Genomic DNA, 16,274 nt, shown 5'->3' with positions numbered 1-16,274 from the left:
CGTGACAGACACCCCGCTATCGCGAGCAAACCCGCTCCAACACCGGATCGCAGCTGTACGCCTACCAGTCGTCGAGTGTCCCCATTTTCCGCCACAGACTTTTGCTTTCTGCCAATGCCTAATGCCCCCCGACAGGCTGAATCGTTTTAGTGGGCGGAGTCCCCGGACGGGCTCTGATCGCTGCTGATCAGGGTGGCCTACCACCGCAGGATCACTCTGGAGGGAACCTTATGCATGTGATCATTACGGCCGTCGGTTCGGCCGGTGACGTTCATCCATTTGTCGGCATCGGCCGTACGCTCGTGGCACGCGGGCATCGGGTCACGTTTTGCGCCAGTGCGGCGTTCGCGCCGTTGATCGAGCGCTGTGGTTTCAATTTCTTGCCATTGGGTACCCGTGAGGAATATGACGAGGTCATGGCCGATCCGGCGCTGTGGCATCCGCGCACGTCGCTGCCGACCCTTTGGAAAACCATCGCCAGCACCCTGCGCGAACAGTACCGGCTGCTGGAGCAGGCCTGTGACGACGAAACGGTCATGCTCGGGTCCTTGTGGGCATTCTCCGCGCGTCTGTTGCAGGAGAAACACGGTATCCCGCTGGTCACCGCTCAGGTGTCGCCGTTCGGTTTCTGGTCGGCCGCCGCGCCCTCGACCCACCCACCAGGAGCCAATCTGCCGGCCTTCGTACCCTATCCGGTGAAGCGGCTGTTGCTGGGGATGATCGAACGGGCATTTCTCGACCGGGTCATGGCACCGGAGCTCAACAGTTTCCGCCAGGAGCTGGGTCTCGCGCCGACCAAGCGCATCATCAGCCAATGGATTTCCTCCCCTGACCGGGTGCTGGGGTTGTTTCCGGAGTGGTTCGCCCCCGTGCAACACGACTGGCCTGCCCAGACCGTGCTGACCGGCTTCCCATTGTTCGATGAGTCCGGGCTGCAACCGCTCGACGCCGAACTGGAAGACTTCCTGAACGAGGCATCGCCGGTGGTGTTCACCCCAGGCTCGACCATGGTCAATGGCGAGCAATATTTCACTGCGGCGGTGCAAGCACTGAAATTGATCAACCGCCGCGGCGTGTTCCTGACCAGCCAGTCGGTAGACCCTTCAGTGTCCAGCGAAGGCAGGATCCTGGTACGGCGCTACGTGCCGATGAGTCGCATCCTGCCCCACAGCGCGGCACTGGTGCATCACGGCGGCGTCGGGACCACGGCCCTGGCCATGGCCGCCGGCGTGCCGCAGATCGCCACGCCGTTCGCTCACGACCAGTTCGACAACGCCGCGCGAATGGAGCGTCTGGGCTGTGGCTTGCGGGTCTTCCCGCCCGCCTCTGCCGAGTCGCTGGCCAGCGCGCTGGACAAGATCTTGAACAGCCAGGAAGTACGCGCCAGTTGCGAACGCTATCGCACGTTGATTCCGAGCGGTGACAGCGCCAGTGAAGCGGCGGCCCTGCAGATCGAGGCGCTCGCCCGGACTGCCAGGTCACGCGCTGCCTAAAGCCGACATCGCTCAGCGTAATCATGGATGAAACAGCCATCGACAGAAGAACGCCAGCCGTTTTTCTGTCTGGCTTTGAAAAGGACGACGAACATGGACGTACTCTACCCGCTTACCGCCCCGCAGCTGGACATCTGGCTGGATCAAGTGCTGCATGGCGACAGCCCGCTGTACAACATAGGCGGGTATGCCTGCATCAACGGCCCGGTCGATGCCGCAAGGTTGAAACAGGCCATCGACCACGTGATCAGCCGCCACGACGCCCTGCGCATTCAACTGGTGCCCGGCTCGGCGGAGCATCCCCTGCCGCGCCAACGCTTTTTGGAATCGGCCAGCGCATCGCTGACCTTGCACGATGTATCGGCAGAAGCCGATCCGCAGGCCAGCGCCCTGGCCCTGTTGCAAGTCAACCTGCAAACGCCGTTCTCCTTTGAGGGCGGATTGCTGTTTCGCACGGACCTGATCAAGGTGCGCGAGGACCTCCATTACTTTTTCGTCAACTGTCACCACCTGATCATCGACGGCTGGTCCTTCGCCATGATCGGCCGGGCCATCAGCCAGGCCTACACCGCCGCACTGGACCCGACGCAAGCGCCGCTGCCGGCACCGACCTACCAGGCGTACATCGAACAGCAGAAGAACGACAAGGCGTCACCGGCCTTCCAGCGCCAGCGCCAGTATTGGCTGGACAAATACCGCAGCGTGCCCGAACCTCTGCTGGCGCCCCGCCACCCCGGTCGATTCGAGCAACGCCTGGCCCCCAGCCAGAACCACGCCTGGCGCTTGCCGCGGGCGCTCTACAATCGTCTCGGCGAACGGGCCAAGGCCTGCGGACAGGCGACGGTTTTCCACGCCATGCTGGGGCTGCTCTACAGCTATTTCGCGCGCACGGCACAACGCGATGAAATCGTGATCGGCCTGCCGGTCCTCAACCGCGCCAACGCCACACACAAGGCCACCGTCGGCCTGTTCGTCGGCATGAGCCCGGTGCGCCTGAGCCTGGGCACCGAATTGAGTTTCAGTGAGTTGGTGAGCCGGATCGCCCTGACACTCAAGCAGGACTATCGCCATCAACGCTATCCGCTGAGCGAACTGAACCGTGAGCTGGGCCTGCAAAACGTGGGTCGGCGGCAATTGTTCGACCTGGTGGTGTCCTACGAGCAAGACCAGGACACCTGGTACGGATCCGCGCCCGCCCAGCCGGTCAAGCTCAGCAATGGCTACGAACAGATGCCCCTGGCGATGCACATTCGCGAAGCCGCGCCGGACGACGACGTGTGGATGCACTTCATCTACAACGAGGCCTGGTTCGACGCGACGCAGATCGAGGCCCTGCAACAGCGCTTCATGACCGCGCTGCACGCTGTGGTCGATGATTTCGAAGTACCGGTCAACGCCCTCGACATCATGCCGCCTGTCGAGCGCTACCGGGTGGCACATGAATGGAACCACACCCCGGTCGACTACCCCAGGGACGTAATGCTTCATCAACTGATCGAAGCCCAGGTGGCCGCGCGTCCCGAAGCCACGGCGGTACGCTTCGAAGACCGGACGCTGACCTACGATGAACTGAACCGCCGGGCCAACCAGGTGGCCCATGCCCTGCTCGAAACAGGTATCGGTCCTGACGCGCGGGTCGCCATCTGCCTGGAGCGCAGCCTGGAAATGGTGGTGTGCCTGCTGGGCATTCTCAAAGCGGGCGGCGCCTACGTGCCCCTGGACCCGGGCTATCCCGCCGACCGCTTGAGCCACATGCTGAGCGACAGCGCCCCCAGCGCCCTGCTGACCACTCGCGTGCTGCTCGGCAGCCTGCCCGCCGTGACCATGCCGGTGCTGTGCCTGGACACCGATCTCGAGCAACTGTCGCGGCAACCTCAGCACAACCCGGACCCCGTCGCCCTGGGACTGACGCCCCAGCACTTGGCCTACGTGATCTACACCTCCGGCTCCACCGGCCTGCCCAAAGGCGTCATGAACCAGCATGACGGGGTGGTGAACCGGTTGCTCTGGGCCCGCGACGCCTATCAGGTCGATGAACAGAGCCGCGTCCTGCAAAAAACCCCGTTCAGTTTCGACGTGTCCGTCTGGGAATTTTTCCTGCCGCTGCTCAGTGGCGCGCAACTGGTGGTCGCCGCTCCCGGTGGGCACCAGGACCCTCGCTACCTGCTGGAGATCATGGCCAGCGCCGGCATCACCCTGCTGCATTTCGTGCCCTCGATGCTGCAGGTGTTCCTCGATCAGGTCACGGCGCAGCCATTGCCAGCCCTGAAAAAAGTCCTGTGCAGTGGCGAAGCCTTGCCCCATACGTTGCAGACGCGCTTTTTCGAGCGCCTGCCCGGGGTGCAGTTGCACAACCTCTATGGCCCCACCGAGGCGGCCATCGACGTGACGGCCTGGCATTGCCGGCCCGATGTACACCCGGGCATCGTCCCCATCGGCCAACCGATCGCCAATACCCAGCTGTACATCCTCGACGCCAACCTGCAACTGTTGCCGCCGGGCATCGCCGGCGAGCTTCACATCGGCGGCATCGGGGTCGCGCGGGGCTACCTGAACCGTGAACAACTGACCGCCGAGCGGTTTATCCGCGACCCGTTCCAGGCTGACCCGAAAGCGCGCCTGTACAAGACCGGCGACCTCGGCCGCTGGCTGCCCGATGGCAGCATCGAGTACCTGGGCCGCAACGATTTCCAGGTGAAGATCCGTGGCCTGCGTATCGAACTCGGTGAGATCGAGGCTCACCTGGCGGCTTGTGAAGGCGTCAAGGAAGTCGTGGTCATTGCGCGCCAGGAAACCGAAGGCGATGCCTGCCTCAGCGCCTACCTGGTGGGCGAGCCCGGCTGTGTGCTGTCACCCCAGGCCCTGAGTGCAACCTTGCGCCAGCACGTGCCCGACTACATGGTGCCCCGGCACCTGATCCAGCTCGAACAATTGCCCTTGAACGCCAACGGCAAGCTCGACCGCAAGGCCTTGCCGGAACCCGAGCAGTCCTTCGGCAGCACCGACACCACCGCGCCGCGCAACGCCCAGGAACAGGCTCTGGCCGAACTCTGGGCAGACAACCTGCAACGCCCCGTGCCCGGGGTCCACGACAATTACTTCATGCTCGGCGGCGACTCCCTGAAAGTCATTCACTTGCAGATCAAGGCCCGTGAACAAGGGATCACCCTGACACTGGCACAGGTCTATCAGAACCCGACCATCGCTGAATTGGCTCAGGCTCTGCAGGCGCAAGCCGTCGCGTCGGCGGATCTGTTGCCCGCGGCCCATGTCGCACCCTTCGCCCAGGTGCCGGAGGCGATCCGCCTGGCCAGCGAAGGTGAATTCGAGGATGTTTTTGCCGCCTCGCAACTGCAGGTCGGGATGATCTACCACTCGATGATGCATCCGGATTCGGCGATCTATCACGACATCTTCCGCTACCGCCTGCGCCTGCGCTGGGATCCGCTTGCCTGGGATCGGGCCTGCCGTGCGTTGATCCGCCGTCATCCGGCATTGCGCATGTCGTTCGACATCGGTCACGCCGAAACCCCCATGGCCCGGATTCATTCAAGCGTCGAGCCGCCGGTGCAGGTCATCGACGCCGTATCGCTGAGCGCCGAAGCACGGGCCCAGACGATTGCCGCCTATGTGGAGGAGCGCAAGCGCTACCGCGAAGACTGGCAACGGGCGCCGCTGTATCAGTTCTGTGTGTTTGTCGCGGCCCGGGAAATCGACCTGGTGTTGAGTTTCCACCATGCAATTCTCGATGGCTGGAGTGTCGCCACCCTCATGCGTGACCTGATCACGCTCTATACCTCGGCACCCGATACCGACGCACTGCCCGTACTGACAACGACACCCGCCGACTTTGCCGCCCTGGAGCAGGACGCGATGGCGTCCGACGTCCACCGGCACTTCTGGCGCGAATACCTGCGCGACGCCCCCGCCGCCTCCATGACCAGTTGGGTCTCTGCGGTTGCCCCCGATCCGGCGCCACACCGCTCGGCCTGGCGCGAGCTGCCCGCGGCCGACCTGGCGCGGCTCGAAGCGTTCTGCCGCGTCCACGACCTGCCGCTGCGTGCCGTCCTGCTGGCGGCCCACGGTTTCGCCCAAGCCATCCTCTCCAACCAGACGGAAGTGCTGTGTGGCGTCATCAGCCACGGGCGACCGGAGTTCGAAGATGCGGCCTCGGTGCTGGGCCTGTTCCTCAATACCCTGCCCATCCGCTTCAACACCCAGGGCCGCAATTGGCTCGACGTGATCCGCGCGCTGATGGCCCAGGAGCAGCAGGTGTTCGCTCATCGGCGCTATCCATTCGCACTGATCCATCGCGAAACCTCCGTCGCCCTGGACGTAGTGTTCAACTACGTCGACTTCTACGTGCTCAAGGACATGCTCGCGCAGGACGAGGAAATCCTCACCGAATGGGAGACCACGGAAGCCAGCAACTACGACCTGCTGACCACCATCGGGCGGCATCCCGCCAACGGTTCGCTGATGCTGAAGATGGACTACTGCACGGCGCGGGTCGCCACCAGCCAGGTCGAGGCCTACGCCGATTACCTGCTGCGTACCCTTGAACTGATGATTGCCGGACCCGGCTCCACGCCGAGCATACCGGCCTGGCTGCCCGCCCCCGTCCAGGCCATGCCGACGGCGGTCACGACAATGCCCCATGACAACCTGTCGACCCTGTTGCTGGACAGCCTGGCGGGTCACGACGAACAGACCGCCGTAAGCTTCGAGCAGACCCGCTTGTCCTATCGCCAACTGAGCGACAGCTCTGCGCAACTGGTGAGCTGGCTGCACCGGCAGGGTATCGGCCAGGGTGACCGGGTGGCGATCATGATGCCCCGCTCGCCCGAACTGATCGTCGCCCTGCTCGGCGTGGTGCAGGCCGGCGCGGCGTACGTGCCGATTGACCTGAGCTACCCCCAAGAGCGTATCCGGCTGATTCTCGAAGACTCCCAACCGAGCCTGCTGCTGTTCGCCGATGCGTCGGCCACCCTGGCGGCCACGCTGGCCGGTCAGACGGTCAAACGGCATTGGAACGACGTGGCCGCCGGGTTCGACAACGATCTGGCCCGCAGCCACGAACTGGTCGCCACTATTGCCGCAGGCATTGCCGGCGAAGACAACGCCTACCTGCTCTATACCTCGGGCTCGACGGGACGCCCCAAGGGCGTGGCCATGCCGCACCGGGCATTGACCAACCTGGTGCTCTGGCAGAACCGCCAGCAGGACGCCGGCATAGCGTTGAAGACCCTGCAGTACTCGCCCATTTCGTTCGACGTCTCGTTCCAGGAGATTTTCTCCACCCTGTGCGGCGGTGCAGAGCTGGCCATGATCGATGAAGGGCTGCGCTACGACTTCATCCGGCTGCTGAAATTCATCCAGTCGCAGGACATCAATCGGCTGTTCCTGCCCTACGTCGCCTTCCAGGGGCTGGCGGAAGTCGCCCAGCAACTTGATATCCGCCCCGTCTCGCTGCGCCAGATCAGCGTGGCCGGCGAACAGCTGAAGATCACCGCCGAGATCCGCAACCTGCTGGATGGCCTCGACGGTTGCCGAGTGGAAAATCACTACGGTCCGACCGAAGCCCACGTGGTCACCCGCCTGAGACTGGAGGGGGCCGCGGCGTCCTGGCCGAGCATGCCGCCGATTGGCGCAGCCATCGACGGGGTCCGCATGCATGTCCTGGACGCCGAGGGCAATGCCTGCTCGGTCGGGGTCACGGGAGACCTGTTCATCGAAGGCATCTGCCTTGCGAACGGCTACTGGAATCGGCCTGACCTGACGGACGAGCGCTTCATCTATCGCCAGCTGGAAGGCAAGACCCGGCGTCTTTATGAAACCGGCGACATCGGCTTCTACCTGCCTTCGGGCGATCTCGTTTACCAGGGCCGCAGCGACGCGCAGGTGAAGATCCGCGGCTATCGCGTCGAACTGGGAGAAATCGAAGTGGCCATGCTCGGCTCCAGCCGGTTCGGCGCCGACATCCAGCAGGTGGCAGTCATCGACAAGGCGGCAGCGGATGGCAGTCGCTACCTGGTGGGCTTCGTCCAGGCCATGCCGGGGCGCGAGCCGGACCTGGATCGACTCAAGGCCGAAATGCGCCTGGCGTTGCCCGACTACATGGTGCCGAACACCCTGGTCGGCATCGAGCGGATACCCCTTGGCCCCACCGGCAAGATCGACCGCCGGCAACTGCAGAAGATCGAGGTGCAAACCACCCTGCTGCGCCCCTTCACCGGCCCCAGGAACGCCACGGAGGACTTGCTGCAAGCCTACTGGCAAGAAGCCCTGGGCCTGGAAGACATCAGCGTGCACGACAATTTCTTCGAGCTCGGCGGCAACTCCCTCAAGGCCGTGCAACTGGTTGCCATGCTGACCCGGCACCAGGGCCTGGAGCCGTCATTGTCCGATTTCATCCAGGCTCCGACCATTGCCGAATTCGCCCAGGTCCTGCAGCGGACCGAAGCCGCGTCTTCCGACACCGGTGCGCTGGTGGACTTCAAGAATGCCAGCCGGGCGCCGACGCTGTTCCTGGTCCACCCCATCGGCGGGCATGTGCTGTGTTACGCCGCCCTCGCCCGGACACTCAAGGACCAGGTGCATCTCTATGCGCTGCAAGCGCCAGGAACCTGGGATGCCCGTGAGCCGTTGCAATCGGTGCAGGCCCAGGCCGTCTGCTACGCGGATGCCATCGAACAGGTCGCGCCCCAGGGCCCGCTGAACATCGGCGGCTGGTCCTATGGCGGCATCGTCGCCTATGAGCTGGCGAGCGAATTGCGGCGACGCGGCCGGCGCCTGCACAACGTGTTCCTGCTGGACACCATCGTGCGCGTCAAACAGGGCGAGGTCCGGATAGAACGCAGCGAGTTCATGAACTGGTTCATGTGGGAGTTGCTCAGCGGCGACGGCCAGAAGGAATACGACTACCAAGCCCTGGACTTCTCCTGCATGAGCGACGCGGACGCCTTCGATGCGATCAAGCAGCACGGTATCGAGCAAGGCATTTTCGATAACAACATCAGCCTGACTGCCTTGACGCAACTGTTCCAGGTGTTCCATGCCAACTGGCAATCGCTGCTGGACTACCGCTTCCCGCCGCTGGACCTGCCGATCACGCTGTTCGCCGCGGATGTCGAGCTGCCCGACGTGTTGCAGGCGCCCCATGAGCTGGTGGGCACGGCCTTCCACGACCCGTATCGCGGCTGGCGGACGATTGCGCCCCAGGTGCAGCGGGTGGCCGTGGAAGGCGACCACCTGACCATGATGCGCGAGCCGTACATCGAGCGGGTGGGCGAGATCATCCGCTCACGAATGGACGCGGCCCGGGCCGCACATGCCGGTGCCCAGGCGGCGCTGGCCTAGCTGCTCAAGGGTCCAGCTGAAATTAAATCTGTGGCGAGGGGATTCAGCGAAACGTCGCACCGCCCCGTTGGGCTGCGTAGCAGCCCCAAACCAGTCACAGCGGTGTGTCAGTTGGATTTAATCAACTGTATTGGGGCTGCTGTGCAGCCCAGCGGGGATGAATCCCCTCGCCACAATGATTCATACAAATCTCAAGTGAATAGCACCACGAAACAGGTGAAACCAACATGACAACACCCAGGAAAGCCATCGTGGCAGGCGCCGGTATCGGTGGACTGACCGCAGCCATCGCCCTGCAACGAGCGGGCTGGCAGGTCAAGGTCTTCGAAGCGGCCCAGACGCTGCGCACCGGTGGCACCGGTTTGTCGATCATGGCCAATGCCATGGCGGCGCTGCATTCGATCGATGCCCACGTGCCGGTGGAACAGGCAGGTCAGGCGATCCGGCACTTTTTCTTCAAGAAGCACAACGGCGAGCCTATCACCCGCATGCCAATCCACGAGGTCGGCGAACAGCTGGGCCACGCCAATGTGAATATCCAGCGCCCGTTGCTGTTGCGCGCCCTGGCCCAGCAACTCGCGCCGGACAGCCTGACCACCGGGCTGCGCTGCGTGGGTTACAGCCATCGCCCGGATGGCGTGACGGTGCAGTTCGAAGATGGCAGCAACCAGGAGGCTGACCTGCTGATCGGCGCCGATGGCCTGAACTCGGTCATCCGCCGGCAGATGCTCGGCGAGACTCCGACACGCCCTTCGGGCTATATCGCTTGGCTGGCGGTCACGCCGTTGCGTCATCCGGTGATGACCGAGGGCTACGTGGCGCATTACTGGGGCCGCGGCAAACGGTTCGGCTTGTGTGACGTAGGGGACGGCCACGCGTACTGGTGGGGAACCTGCAACCGCGCCAATGCGGCGGATGACGCCTTGAACGTCAGTAAACAGGAAGTGCTCGGCGCCTATGCCGGCTGGGCACCGGAAGTGGTTGCCGCCATCGACGCCACGCCCGAGAGCGCCCTGTTGAAGATGCATGCCCGGGACCGTCATCCCGTAAAACAATGTCGTGACGGCCACGTAGTGCTGTTGGGCGATGCCGCCCACCCGATGCTGCCCAGCCTGGGCCAGGGTGCGGCACAGGCCATCGAGGATGCCGTGGTGCTTGCCGATTGCCTGGCGCAGACGCCGGACCTTGGCGGTGCGCTGGCGCGGTACCAGGCGTTTCGACTCCCCCGGGCCAACGGCATCGTCGATGCCGCGCGCTTCATGAGCGGTATCGAACAGGCCGAGTCGACATTCGCCTGCTGGGCCCGGGAATGGTACTTCCGCCTGACCCCACAGAGCAGCTGGCGCAAGAAGAACCTCGACATCCTGTCGTTCAAACCCGGCCTACAACCGGCTGCAACCTACGTCAATGACTGAAATCGACTCACGCATAGACAAAAAATGAAAAAAAATTCAAAAATAGGAGGCGTCCTACAGATTTGGAACTTTAATTCTGGACGTTTCCCCCAGGAAAAAAGGGCTTTCGGGGCGCCGAAAACCAGGCACAGGAGCCAGATAACGACCCAGATACATCTGTAACCTTATGTTTTAAGTGGGAATTTAAAAATCAGTCAGTCAGGCCGGATGCCCGTACTGACCAGGCATTTTGCAAGGAGAGAGGTTTTCTCCGGGAATCGTCAGCCAAAACAGGACCGTCGAACTGTCCCTGTTTTCCCTTACAGACTTTTCCTACATGAGAATGCTTAATAGTCCCACCGGCTGAATCGTTTTTCATGTGAATGGATTCACAGGTGATTTTGATCCTCAGGTCTTAAATCCAGAAAAGGCTTCAGCATTTTAGGAAGCGATCGGATTTTTCTCCGTCGACGGTCACTGAGATGCAGAGCAGTTTCGATATGCAGGATAAGCATATGAATCGACATGCGGTTTTTGGAGGTGCGCAAAACACGCACATCTACGCGGAGCTAGGAAAGCTGATTTCAAGTGTCGGACACGAGAGTTTCTTGACCAACATGCACCAACTGATCGAAACATCGGTGCCTGTCAGTCGGCTCGAACTGAGTGAGTGGACAATTGACGATGCCCAGGCGACGGTCCTCGACGTGCAGTTGCTCGGGGATGCAGGCCAGCCGAAAAGCCCGCAAATGCAATCCGTTTGCCCTACCACCGCGATACAGCGCAACGACCATCCCCTGGTGAAACGGGTGCTGGAAGTGGAGGACGCCCTGCTGATCCATCTGGGCGCACGGATGAAGAATGAAAAGGACAACAACTGCCTGGGAACCTCACATCAGTGCAGCCTGATTTCGCGCAAGGGCAATCGCCGCTGTGTGATCTCGTTGCATCGCCCCCAGGCACAGCGCGACTTTTCCCTGCAGGAACTGTCCTTTTTGAAATACCTCTCCGAGACACTGTTGCCGCTGGGGGAGCGCCATGCCCACCTCAATCGGCAGTCGTCCATCAGGAACCCGGGCAGCGCTTCGTCGCATTCGCTGAACAGCGCTGACCAGACACAGTTGCAACGGGATTTCGATGAGCGATTGAGCCCGTGTGACGTGACCCTTTCGGTGCGGGAAAAAGAGGTCTGCCTGGGGCTTCTGGCAGGCGGTACCGTCCCGGAAATAGCGGAAAAGCTGCAGGTCAAAAACAGCTCCATCGAAACCTACCTCAAACGCGCCGCCGCCAAGCTTGGTGTCAGCGGACGGCATGGGCTGGCGAAATGGATGATCGGATCCTGATGCGCAGGCACTGGCGAGCACGGATCTAACCGAACCCCTGCCCGTGCCACCGGGGCCTGGCAGGCATCACGATGAGACAGGTCGATGCGTAAACTCCTGAGCCCCTTGACGGCCGCGACACTCCTGCTCGGCGGTTGCTCGCTGATCCCGGATTACCAGCGCCCCGATGCTCCCGTCGCCGCGCAATACCCCCAGACGTCCGCCTACGCCCCGGCCCTGTCGGGCCCCGCCGCGGCCGATCAGGGCTGGCGGGACTTGTTCCATGATCCGGCGCTGCAACAACTCATTGAAAGCGCACTGGCCAATAACCGCGACTTGCGCGTGGCGGCCCTGAACGTCGAGGCCTACCAGGCGCAATACCGGATCCAGCGCGCGGACCTCTTCCCAGCGATCAGCGCCAACGCCACGGGCTCGCGCCAGCGGCTGCCAGGCAGCCTGACGGGGACCGGCAAGCCGGGGATCAGCAGCTCGTATTCCACCACGCTGGGCATCAGCGCCTATGAGCTGGATTTGTTCGGACGTATACGCAGCCTCAGCGACCAGGCATCCCTCATCTATCTGTCCAGCGAAGAAGCCCGCCGCAGCACTCAGTTGAGCCTGGTGGCCAGTGTCGCCAGTGCCTACCTGACCTGGCGTGCCGACCAGGAGCTGCTGGCCCTGACCCGTGACACGCTGCAATCCTATGAAGAAAGCCTGCGCCTGACGGAACGAAGCAATCAGGTGGGCACCGCCTCGGCCCTGGCCCTGAGTCAGTCACGCACTTCGGTGGAGGACGCCAGGGCCCGCCTGGCCCAGTTCCAGCGCCAGGTGGCCCAGGACTTCAACAATCTCACCTTGCTGGTCGGCACCTCGGTCGCAGATGACTTGCCCGCCCGCCCCCTGGCCTCCGAGCTGCTGACCGAGGTACCGGCCGGCCTGCCTTCGGACCTGTTGCAACGCCGCCCGGATGTGCTCGAGGCCGAATACTTGCTGCAAGCGGCCAACGCCAATATCGGCGCGGCCCGTGCCGCCTTCTTCCCGAGCATCAGCCTGACCGCCAACGCCGGCACTTCGAGCAACGAATTGTCCGGACTGTTCAAGGGCGGGTCGGGCACCTGGCTGTTCCAGCCCCAGATCAACCTGCCGATTTTCAATGCCGGCAGCCTTCGGGCGAGCCTGAACTATTCGAAAATCCAGAAGGATATCCGCGTCTCACAGTACGAGAAATCGATCCAGACTGCCTTCCGGGAAGTCTCCGATGGCCTGGCGGCGCGCAAGACCTACAAGGAACAACTGGTCGCGCAGTCCGATCTGGTGCAGGCCAACCAGGATTACTACCGGCTGGCGGAGCGTCGCTATCGCATCGGCGTCGACAGCAGCCTGACGTACCTCGATGCACAACGCTCGCTGTTCAGCGCACGGCAGACCCTCATCGTCGACCGGCTGTCGCAACTGCTCGCCGAGGTCAATCTGTACAAGGCGCTGGGTGGGGGTTGGGTCGAACGCACAAACACGATCACAGTGAGGTGAATGAAGATGGGCACATTCGAACCGGGAACACTTGTCCGTTTACGCTCGGGAGGCAAGACCATGGTGGTCAAGCCTGCCTCATCGATCGCCCAGTTACCCGATACCTTGCTGCTGCTTTGCGAGTACCGGGCGAAGAATCGGCTGGTGCAAGGGTTCTATGCCGTGCGCGACCTGATCCCGGCGTCCACGGCACCCGATGGTGAACGAACCTGACCTGGCTTGGCAGTTACTGACCCACCGCTATCGCGAGCAGGCTCGCTCCCACAGGGGATTGGCGCCGGACGCAAATACCGGATGCGCCGCGGACAATGTGGGAGCGAGCCCGCTCGCGATGACGGCGGCACATTCAGCATCGATGCAGGCTGACCCACCGCTATCGCGAGCAGGCTCGCTCCCACAGTGGCGTTTCATCACTGTCTCAAACCGTTCGCGAATACTGGACCGCCGGGGCTGCTTCCAGGTAGGCGTCGAAGGCCATGGCGACGCTGCGCATCATCAGTTGCCCCTGGGGCAGCAGTACCAGCGCGTCGGAGTGGATTTGCAGTAATCCGTCGCGCACTTGCTCCTGGAGCCCGGCCAGCGCATCGGCGAAGTATTCGTTGAAGCAAATGCCATGACTGGCCTCGACCCGGCTGACATCCACCCGCCCATGGCACATCAGTTCGCTGATGACCTCACGCCGCAAGCGATCGTCGTCGCTCAGGCGATAGCCGCGCTGTACCGGCAGCAGGCCCTGGTCCAGGCGGGCGTAATACTGGGACAGCTCCTTGACGTTCTGGTTATAGCTGTCGCCGACCTTGCCGATCGAGGACACGCCCAGGCCGATCAGGTCGCAGTCGGCGTGGGTGGAATAGCCCTGGAAATTGCGTTGCAGGGTACCTTGGCCACGGGCACGCACCAGTTCATCGTCCGGCAGCGCAAAGTGGTCCATGCCGATGTAGACATAACCCGCCTCGCTCAACCGATTGATGGTCAGTTCGAGCAACTCCAGCTTGCGCTCCGGCGGCGGCATGTCTTCAGGGCGGATCATCCGCTGCGCCCTCACCCGCTGCGGCAGATGCGCGTAGCTGTAGGCCGCAATCCGGTCGGGACGCAGGGCGATGATCTTGTCCAAGGTGACATCGAAACTGGCGAGGGTCTGCAACGGCAGACCGTAGATCAGATCGACGCTGACCGACTTGAAGCGTACCTCGCGGGCGGCCGCCACCAACGCCGCGACCTGGGCTTCGCTTTGTACCCGGTTGACGGCGGCCTGCACCTGGGCATCGAAATCCTGGATGCCGAAGCTCAGGCGGTTGAAGCCCAACTGCCGCAATCCCCTGACCTGCTCGGCATCGATGGTGCGCGGGTCGACCTCGATGGAAAACTCATGGGCATCGCTGTCATCCATGTCGAACGACTGGTGCAGGCAGTCCATCAGTTCGGCCAGTTGCTCGTGGGTCAGATAGGTCGGCGTACCGCCCCCCAGATGCAGTTGGGTCAGCTTGCGCGTGCGATCGAACAAGCTCGCCTGCAGGGCGATTTCCCGCTTGAGGTACGTCAGGTATTCGGCGGCGCGATGGCTCTTGCGGGTGATGATCTTGTTGCATGCGCAGTAGTAGCACAGGCTTTGGCAGAACGGGATATGGATGTACACCGACAGCGGCTTGGGCACCAGCGCCTGGTTGCTGCGCCGGGCGGCCTCGCGGTACTCGTCCATGGCAAACGCCTGGTGAAACTGCGGCGCCGTGGGATAGGACGTATAGCGTGGGCCCGGGCAGTCGTATTTCTCGACCAGGGCCCGATTGAACGCGGATGGGGAATTCATGATGGATTCAACCTTTCAAAAAGCCTGGTCGGTGTAGGTTCGAAGGGTACGGCGACTGCATCGTCGGGGCATGGGTCGAACAGATTGCAGATCGCGTCCACGCTCAACCGGCCGGCCGGCAGGATGCCGATGAAACGGCTCGACAGTTCGATCAATCCATCGCTATCCAAGGCTTCCAACTGCGGCCAGATCGACGCGAAATGCTCACGGAAAACCAATCCGAAACGGGCTTCGATGGCCCGAATGTCCAGTTCCAGGTCACAGGACAGCTGTTCAGTCACCGTCGCCCCGACCTGATCCCCAGCCTCACAGCGCCAACCGTGACAGACCGGCAGTTGCCCGGCCTCCAGTTGCTGGCGGTACTGCAACAGATCGTCGGTGTTCTGCACGTACAGATCGTCGATCTGGGTGATGGCCGCCAGCCCGAACCCCACATGATCACAGCAACCATGCCGGGTGAAGCCCTGGCAGTTATGGTGCAAGCGACCGTGTTCCTGGGCGACCGCAAGGTCATCGTCGGCCCGAACGAACAGCCCCTGGCCAATGTAGTGATACCCCGCGCCGATCAATTGTTCGCAACTGATCCGGCGCATGGCGTCCTTGTCCGCCTGACTGCAAAAGCTGCCGGCCAGCGCGGCGTCCGTCGAACGGTAGCGACACGGCGCCCGGGCATAGTCGAAGACGTGTAGCCGGTCCGGTTCCAGTTCAATCAAGGTGGCCAGCTTCAGTGCGAAGCTGTGGGGCGTCTGCCAGGCGTGGCCATAACCGAGGTCGATGCTGATGGAGCGAAAGCCGAAGGTCCGCGCCGCGTCGATCAATGAATGAATCGGCGCCGGGTTCTGGTAGCTATCCACCGACAGGTCGCGGTCGCCGCCCATGTCGGGGACACCGATGCTGGCGTGGGTAAAGCCCTGGTCGCGGATCAGGCCCATGGTCGACCAGTCGGTGCGATGCAGGTCCAGCTCGATGCCCTGGTCGCCGCTCTCGGAAAAGTCGAAGCGCTTGCGCAGTTCGTCCATCAGTCGCTGTAAATGGACGATCACCGGTGTGCCGCCGGTCAGCCAGAACTGATCGACCCGCCGGCCCGTTCCCAAGTGACAGCCGACCAGGCCGATCTCGTGCATCAGCGATTGCAGGTAGACATCGATCCCGGCGCACTGGCAAACGCTGGCAAGGGAGGAACACGACGGGTGTCTCAGGCGCGACGGCAGGTGCATCGACAACGAGAGCGGTCGTCGTTTCTGGCGACTGTGGCGCAACCCCCGGAGCAGATCGAGGGAGCCGACGCCTCCGTGGAATTTATGTAGCGGGTCGAACATGACAATCTCCGAGTGGCTGCGCGGGGATATTGTCCGGCTTCACCCGCCAC

The 16,274-nt window shown here is 62.8% G+C and carries 8 protein-coding genes; 6 read left to right on the top strand and 2 right to left on the bottom strand.

The annotated features are described in order from the left end of the window. Window positions 1–230: 230 nt before the first annotated feature. The 6 genes from N005_RS09720 (at window position 231) to N005_RS09695 (ending at window position 13,311) form a co-directional block, all read left to right on the top strand. On the top strand, window positions 231–1,493 hold the full coding sequence (locus N005_RS09720; RefSeq protein WP_047700985.1) for a glycosyltransferase: 1,263 nt from the start codon (window positions 231–233) through the stop codon (window positions 1,491–1,493). Window positions 1,494–1,586: 93 nt separating this feature from the next. Next, window positions 1,587–8,852, top strand: a complete 7,266-nt coding sequence (locus tag N005_RS09715; RefSeq protein WP_047700984.1) for an amino acid adenylation domain-containing protein — start codon at window positions 1,587–1,589, stop codon at window positions 8,850–8,852. A 227-nt stretch (window positions 8,853–9,079) separates the two neighbouring features. Then, window positions 9,080–10,267: an FAD-dependent monooxygenase gene (locus N005_RS09710; protein WP_047700983.1), complete on the top strand. Its 1,188-nt coding sequence runs from the start codon at window positions 9,080–9,082 to the stop codon at window positions 10,265–10,267. A gap of 494 nt (window positions 10,268–10,761) precedes the next feature. After that, entirely contained in the window at window positions 10,762–11,589 is an 828-nt protein-coding gene (locus N005_RS09705; protein ID WP_047701040.1) for a helix-turn-helix transcriptional regulator, read from the top strand. Window positions 11,590–11,673: 84 nt separating this feature from the next. Beyond that, window positions 11,674–13,098 (top strand): AdeC/AdeK/OprM family multidrug efflux complex outer membrane factor, encoded by a 1,425-nt coding sequence (adeC, locus tag N005_RS09700; RefSeq protein WP_047700982.1) that lies wholly within the window; start codon window positions 11,674–11,676, stop codon window positions 13,096–13,098. A gap of 6 nt (window positions 13,099–13,104) precedes the next feature. Further along, entirely contained in the window at window positions 13,105–13,311 is a 207-nt protein-coding gene (locus N005_RS09695) for a YodC family protein (RefSeq protein WP_047701039.1), read from the top strand. A 205-nt stretch (window positions 13,312–13,516) separates the two neighbouring features. On the opposite strand, the gene hemN is transcribed toward N005_RS09695, so the two are convergent. Further along, entirely contained in the window at window positions 13,517–14,905 is a 1,389-nt protein-coding gene (gene hemN / locus N005_RS09690; protein ID WP_047700981.1) for an oxygen-independent coproporphyrinogen III oxidase, read from the bottom strand. After that, window positions 14,902–16,224 carry an oxygen-independent coproporphyrinogen III oxidase gene (locus N005_RS09685; RefSeq protein ID WP_144402652.1) on the bottom strand — a complete coding sequence of 441 codons (1,323 nt, stop codon included), beginning with the start codon at window positions 16,222–16,224 and terminating at the stop codon, window positions 14,902–14,904. Before N005_RS09685 ends, hemN begins: the two co-directional genes overlap by 4 nt. Window positions 16,225–16,274 lie beyond the last annotated feature (50 nt).

The organism is Pseudomonas mediterranea CFBP 5447, assembly GCF_000774145.1.
GTDB classification, from domain to species: domain Bacteria; phylum Pseudomonadota; class Gammaproteobacteria; order Pseudomonadales; family Pseudomonadaceae; genus Aquipseudomonas; species Aquipseudomonas mediterranea.
The sequence above is the reverse complement of the archived record's forward strand: the minus strand, read 5'-3'. Positions and strand labels throughout refer to the sequence as shown.

What these genes read in the sequence shown, in the direction of transcription:
- N005_RS09685 (WP_144402652.1), bottom strand. Translation starts at nt 16,224, where the DNA reads ATGTTCGACCCGCTACATAAATTCCACGGAGGCGTCGGCTCCCTCGAT.
- N005_RS09710 (WP_047700983.1), top strand. Translation starts at nt 9,080, where the DNA reads ATGACAACACCCAGGAAAGCCATCGTGGCAGGCGCCGGTATCGGTGGA.
- N005_RS09705 (WP_047701040.1), top strand. Translation starts at nt 10,762, where the DNA reads ATGAATCGACATGCGGTTTTTGGAGGTGCGCAAAACACGCACATCTAC.
- adeC (WP_047700982.1), top strand. Translation starts at nt 11,674, where the DNA reads ATGCGTAAACTCCTGAGCCCCTTGACGGCCGCGACACTCCTGCTCGGC.
- N005_RS09720 (WP_047700985.1), top strand. Translation starts at nt 231, where the DNA reads ATGCATGTGATCATTACGGCCGTCGGTTCGGCCGGTGACGTTCATCCA.
- hemN (WP_047700981.1), bottom strand. Translation starts at nt 14,905, where the DNA reads ATGAATTCCCCATCCGCGTTCAATCGGGCCCTGGTCGAGAAATACGAC.
- N005_RS09695 (WP_047701039.1), top strand. Translation starts at nt 13,105, where the DNA reads ATGGGCACATTCGAACCGGGAACACTTGTCCGTTTACGCTCGGGAGGC.
- N005_RS09715 (WP_047700984.1), top strand. Translation starts at nt 1,587, where the DNA reads ATGGACGTACTCTACCCGCTTACCGCCCCGCAGCTGGACATCTGGCTG.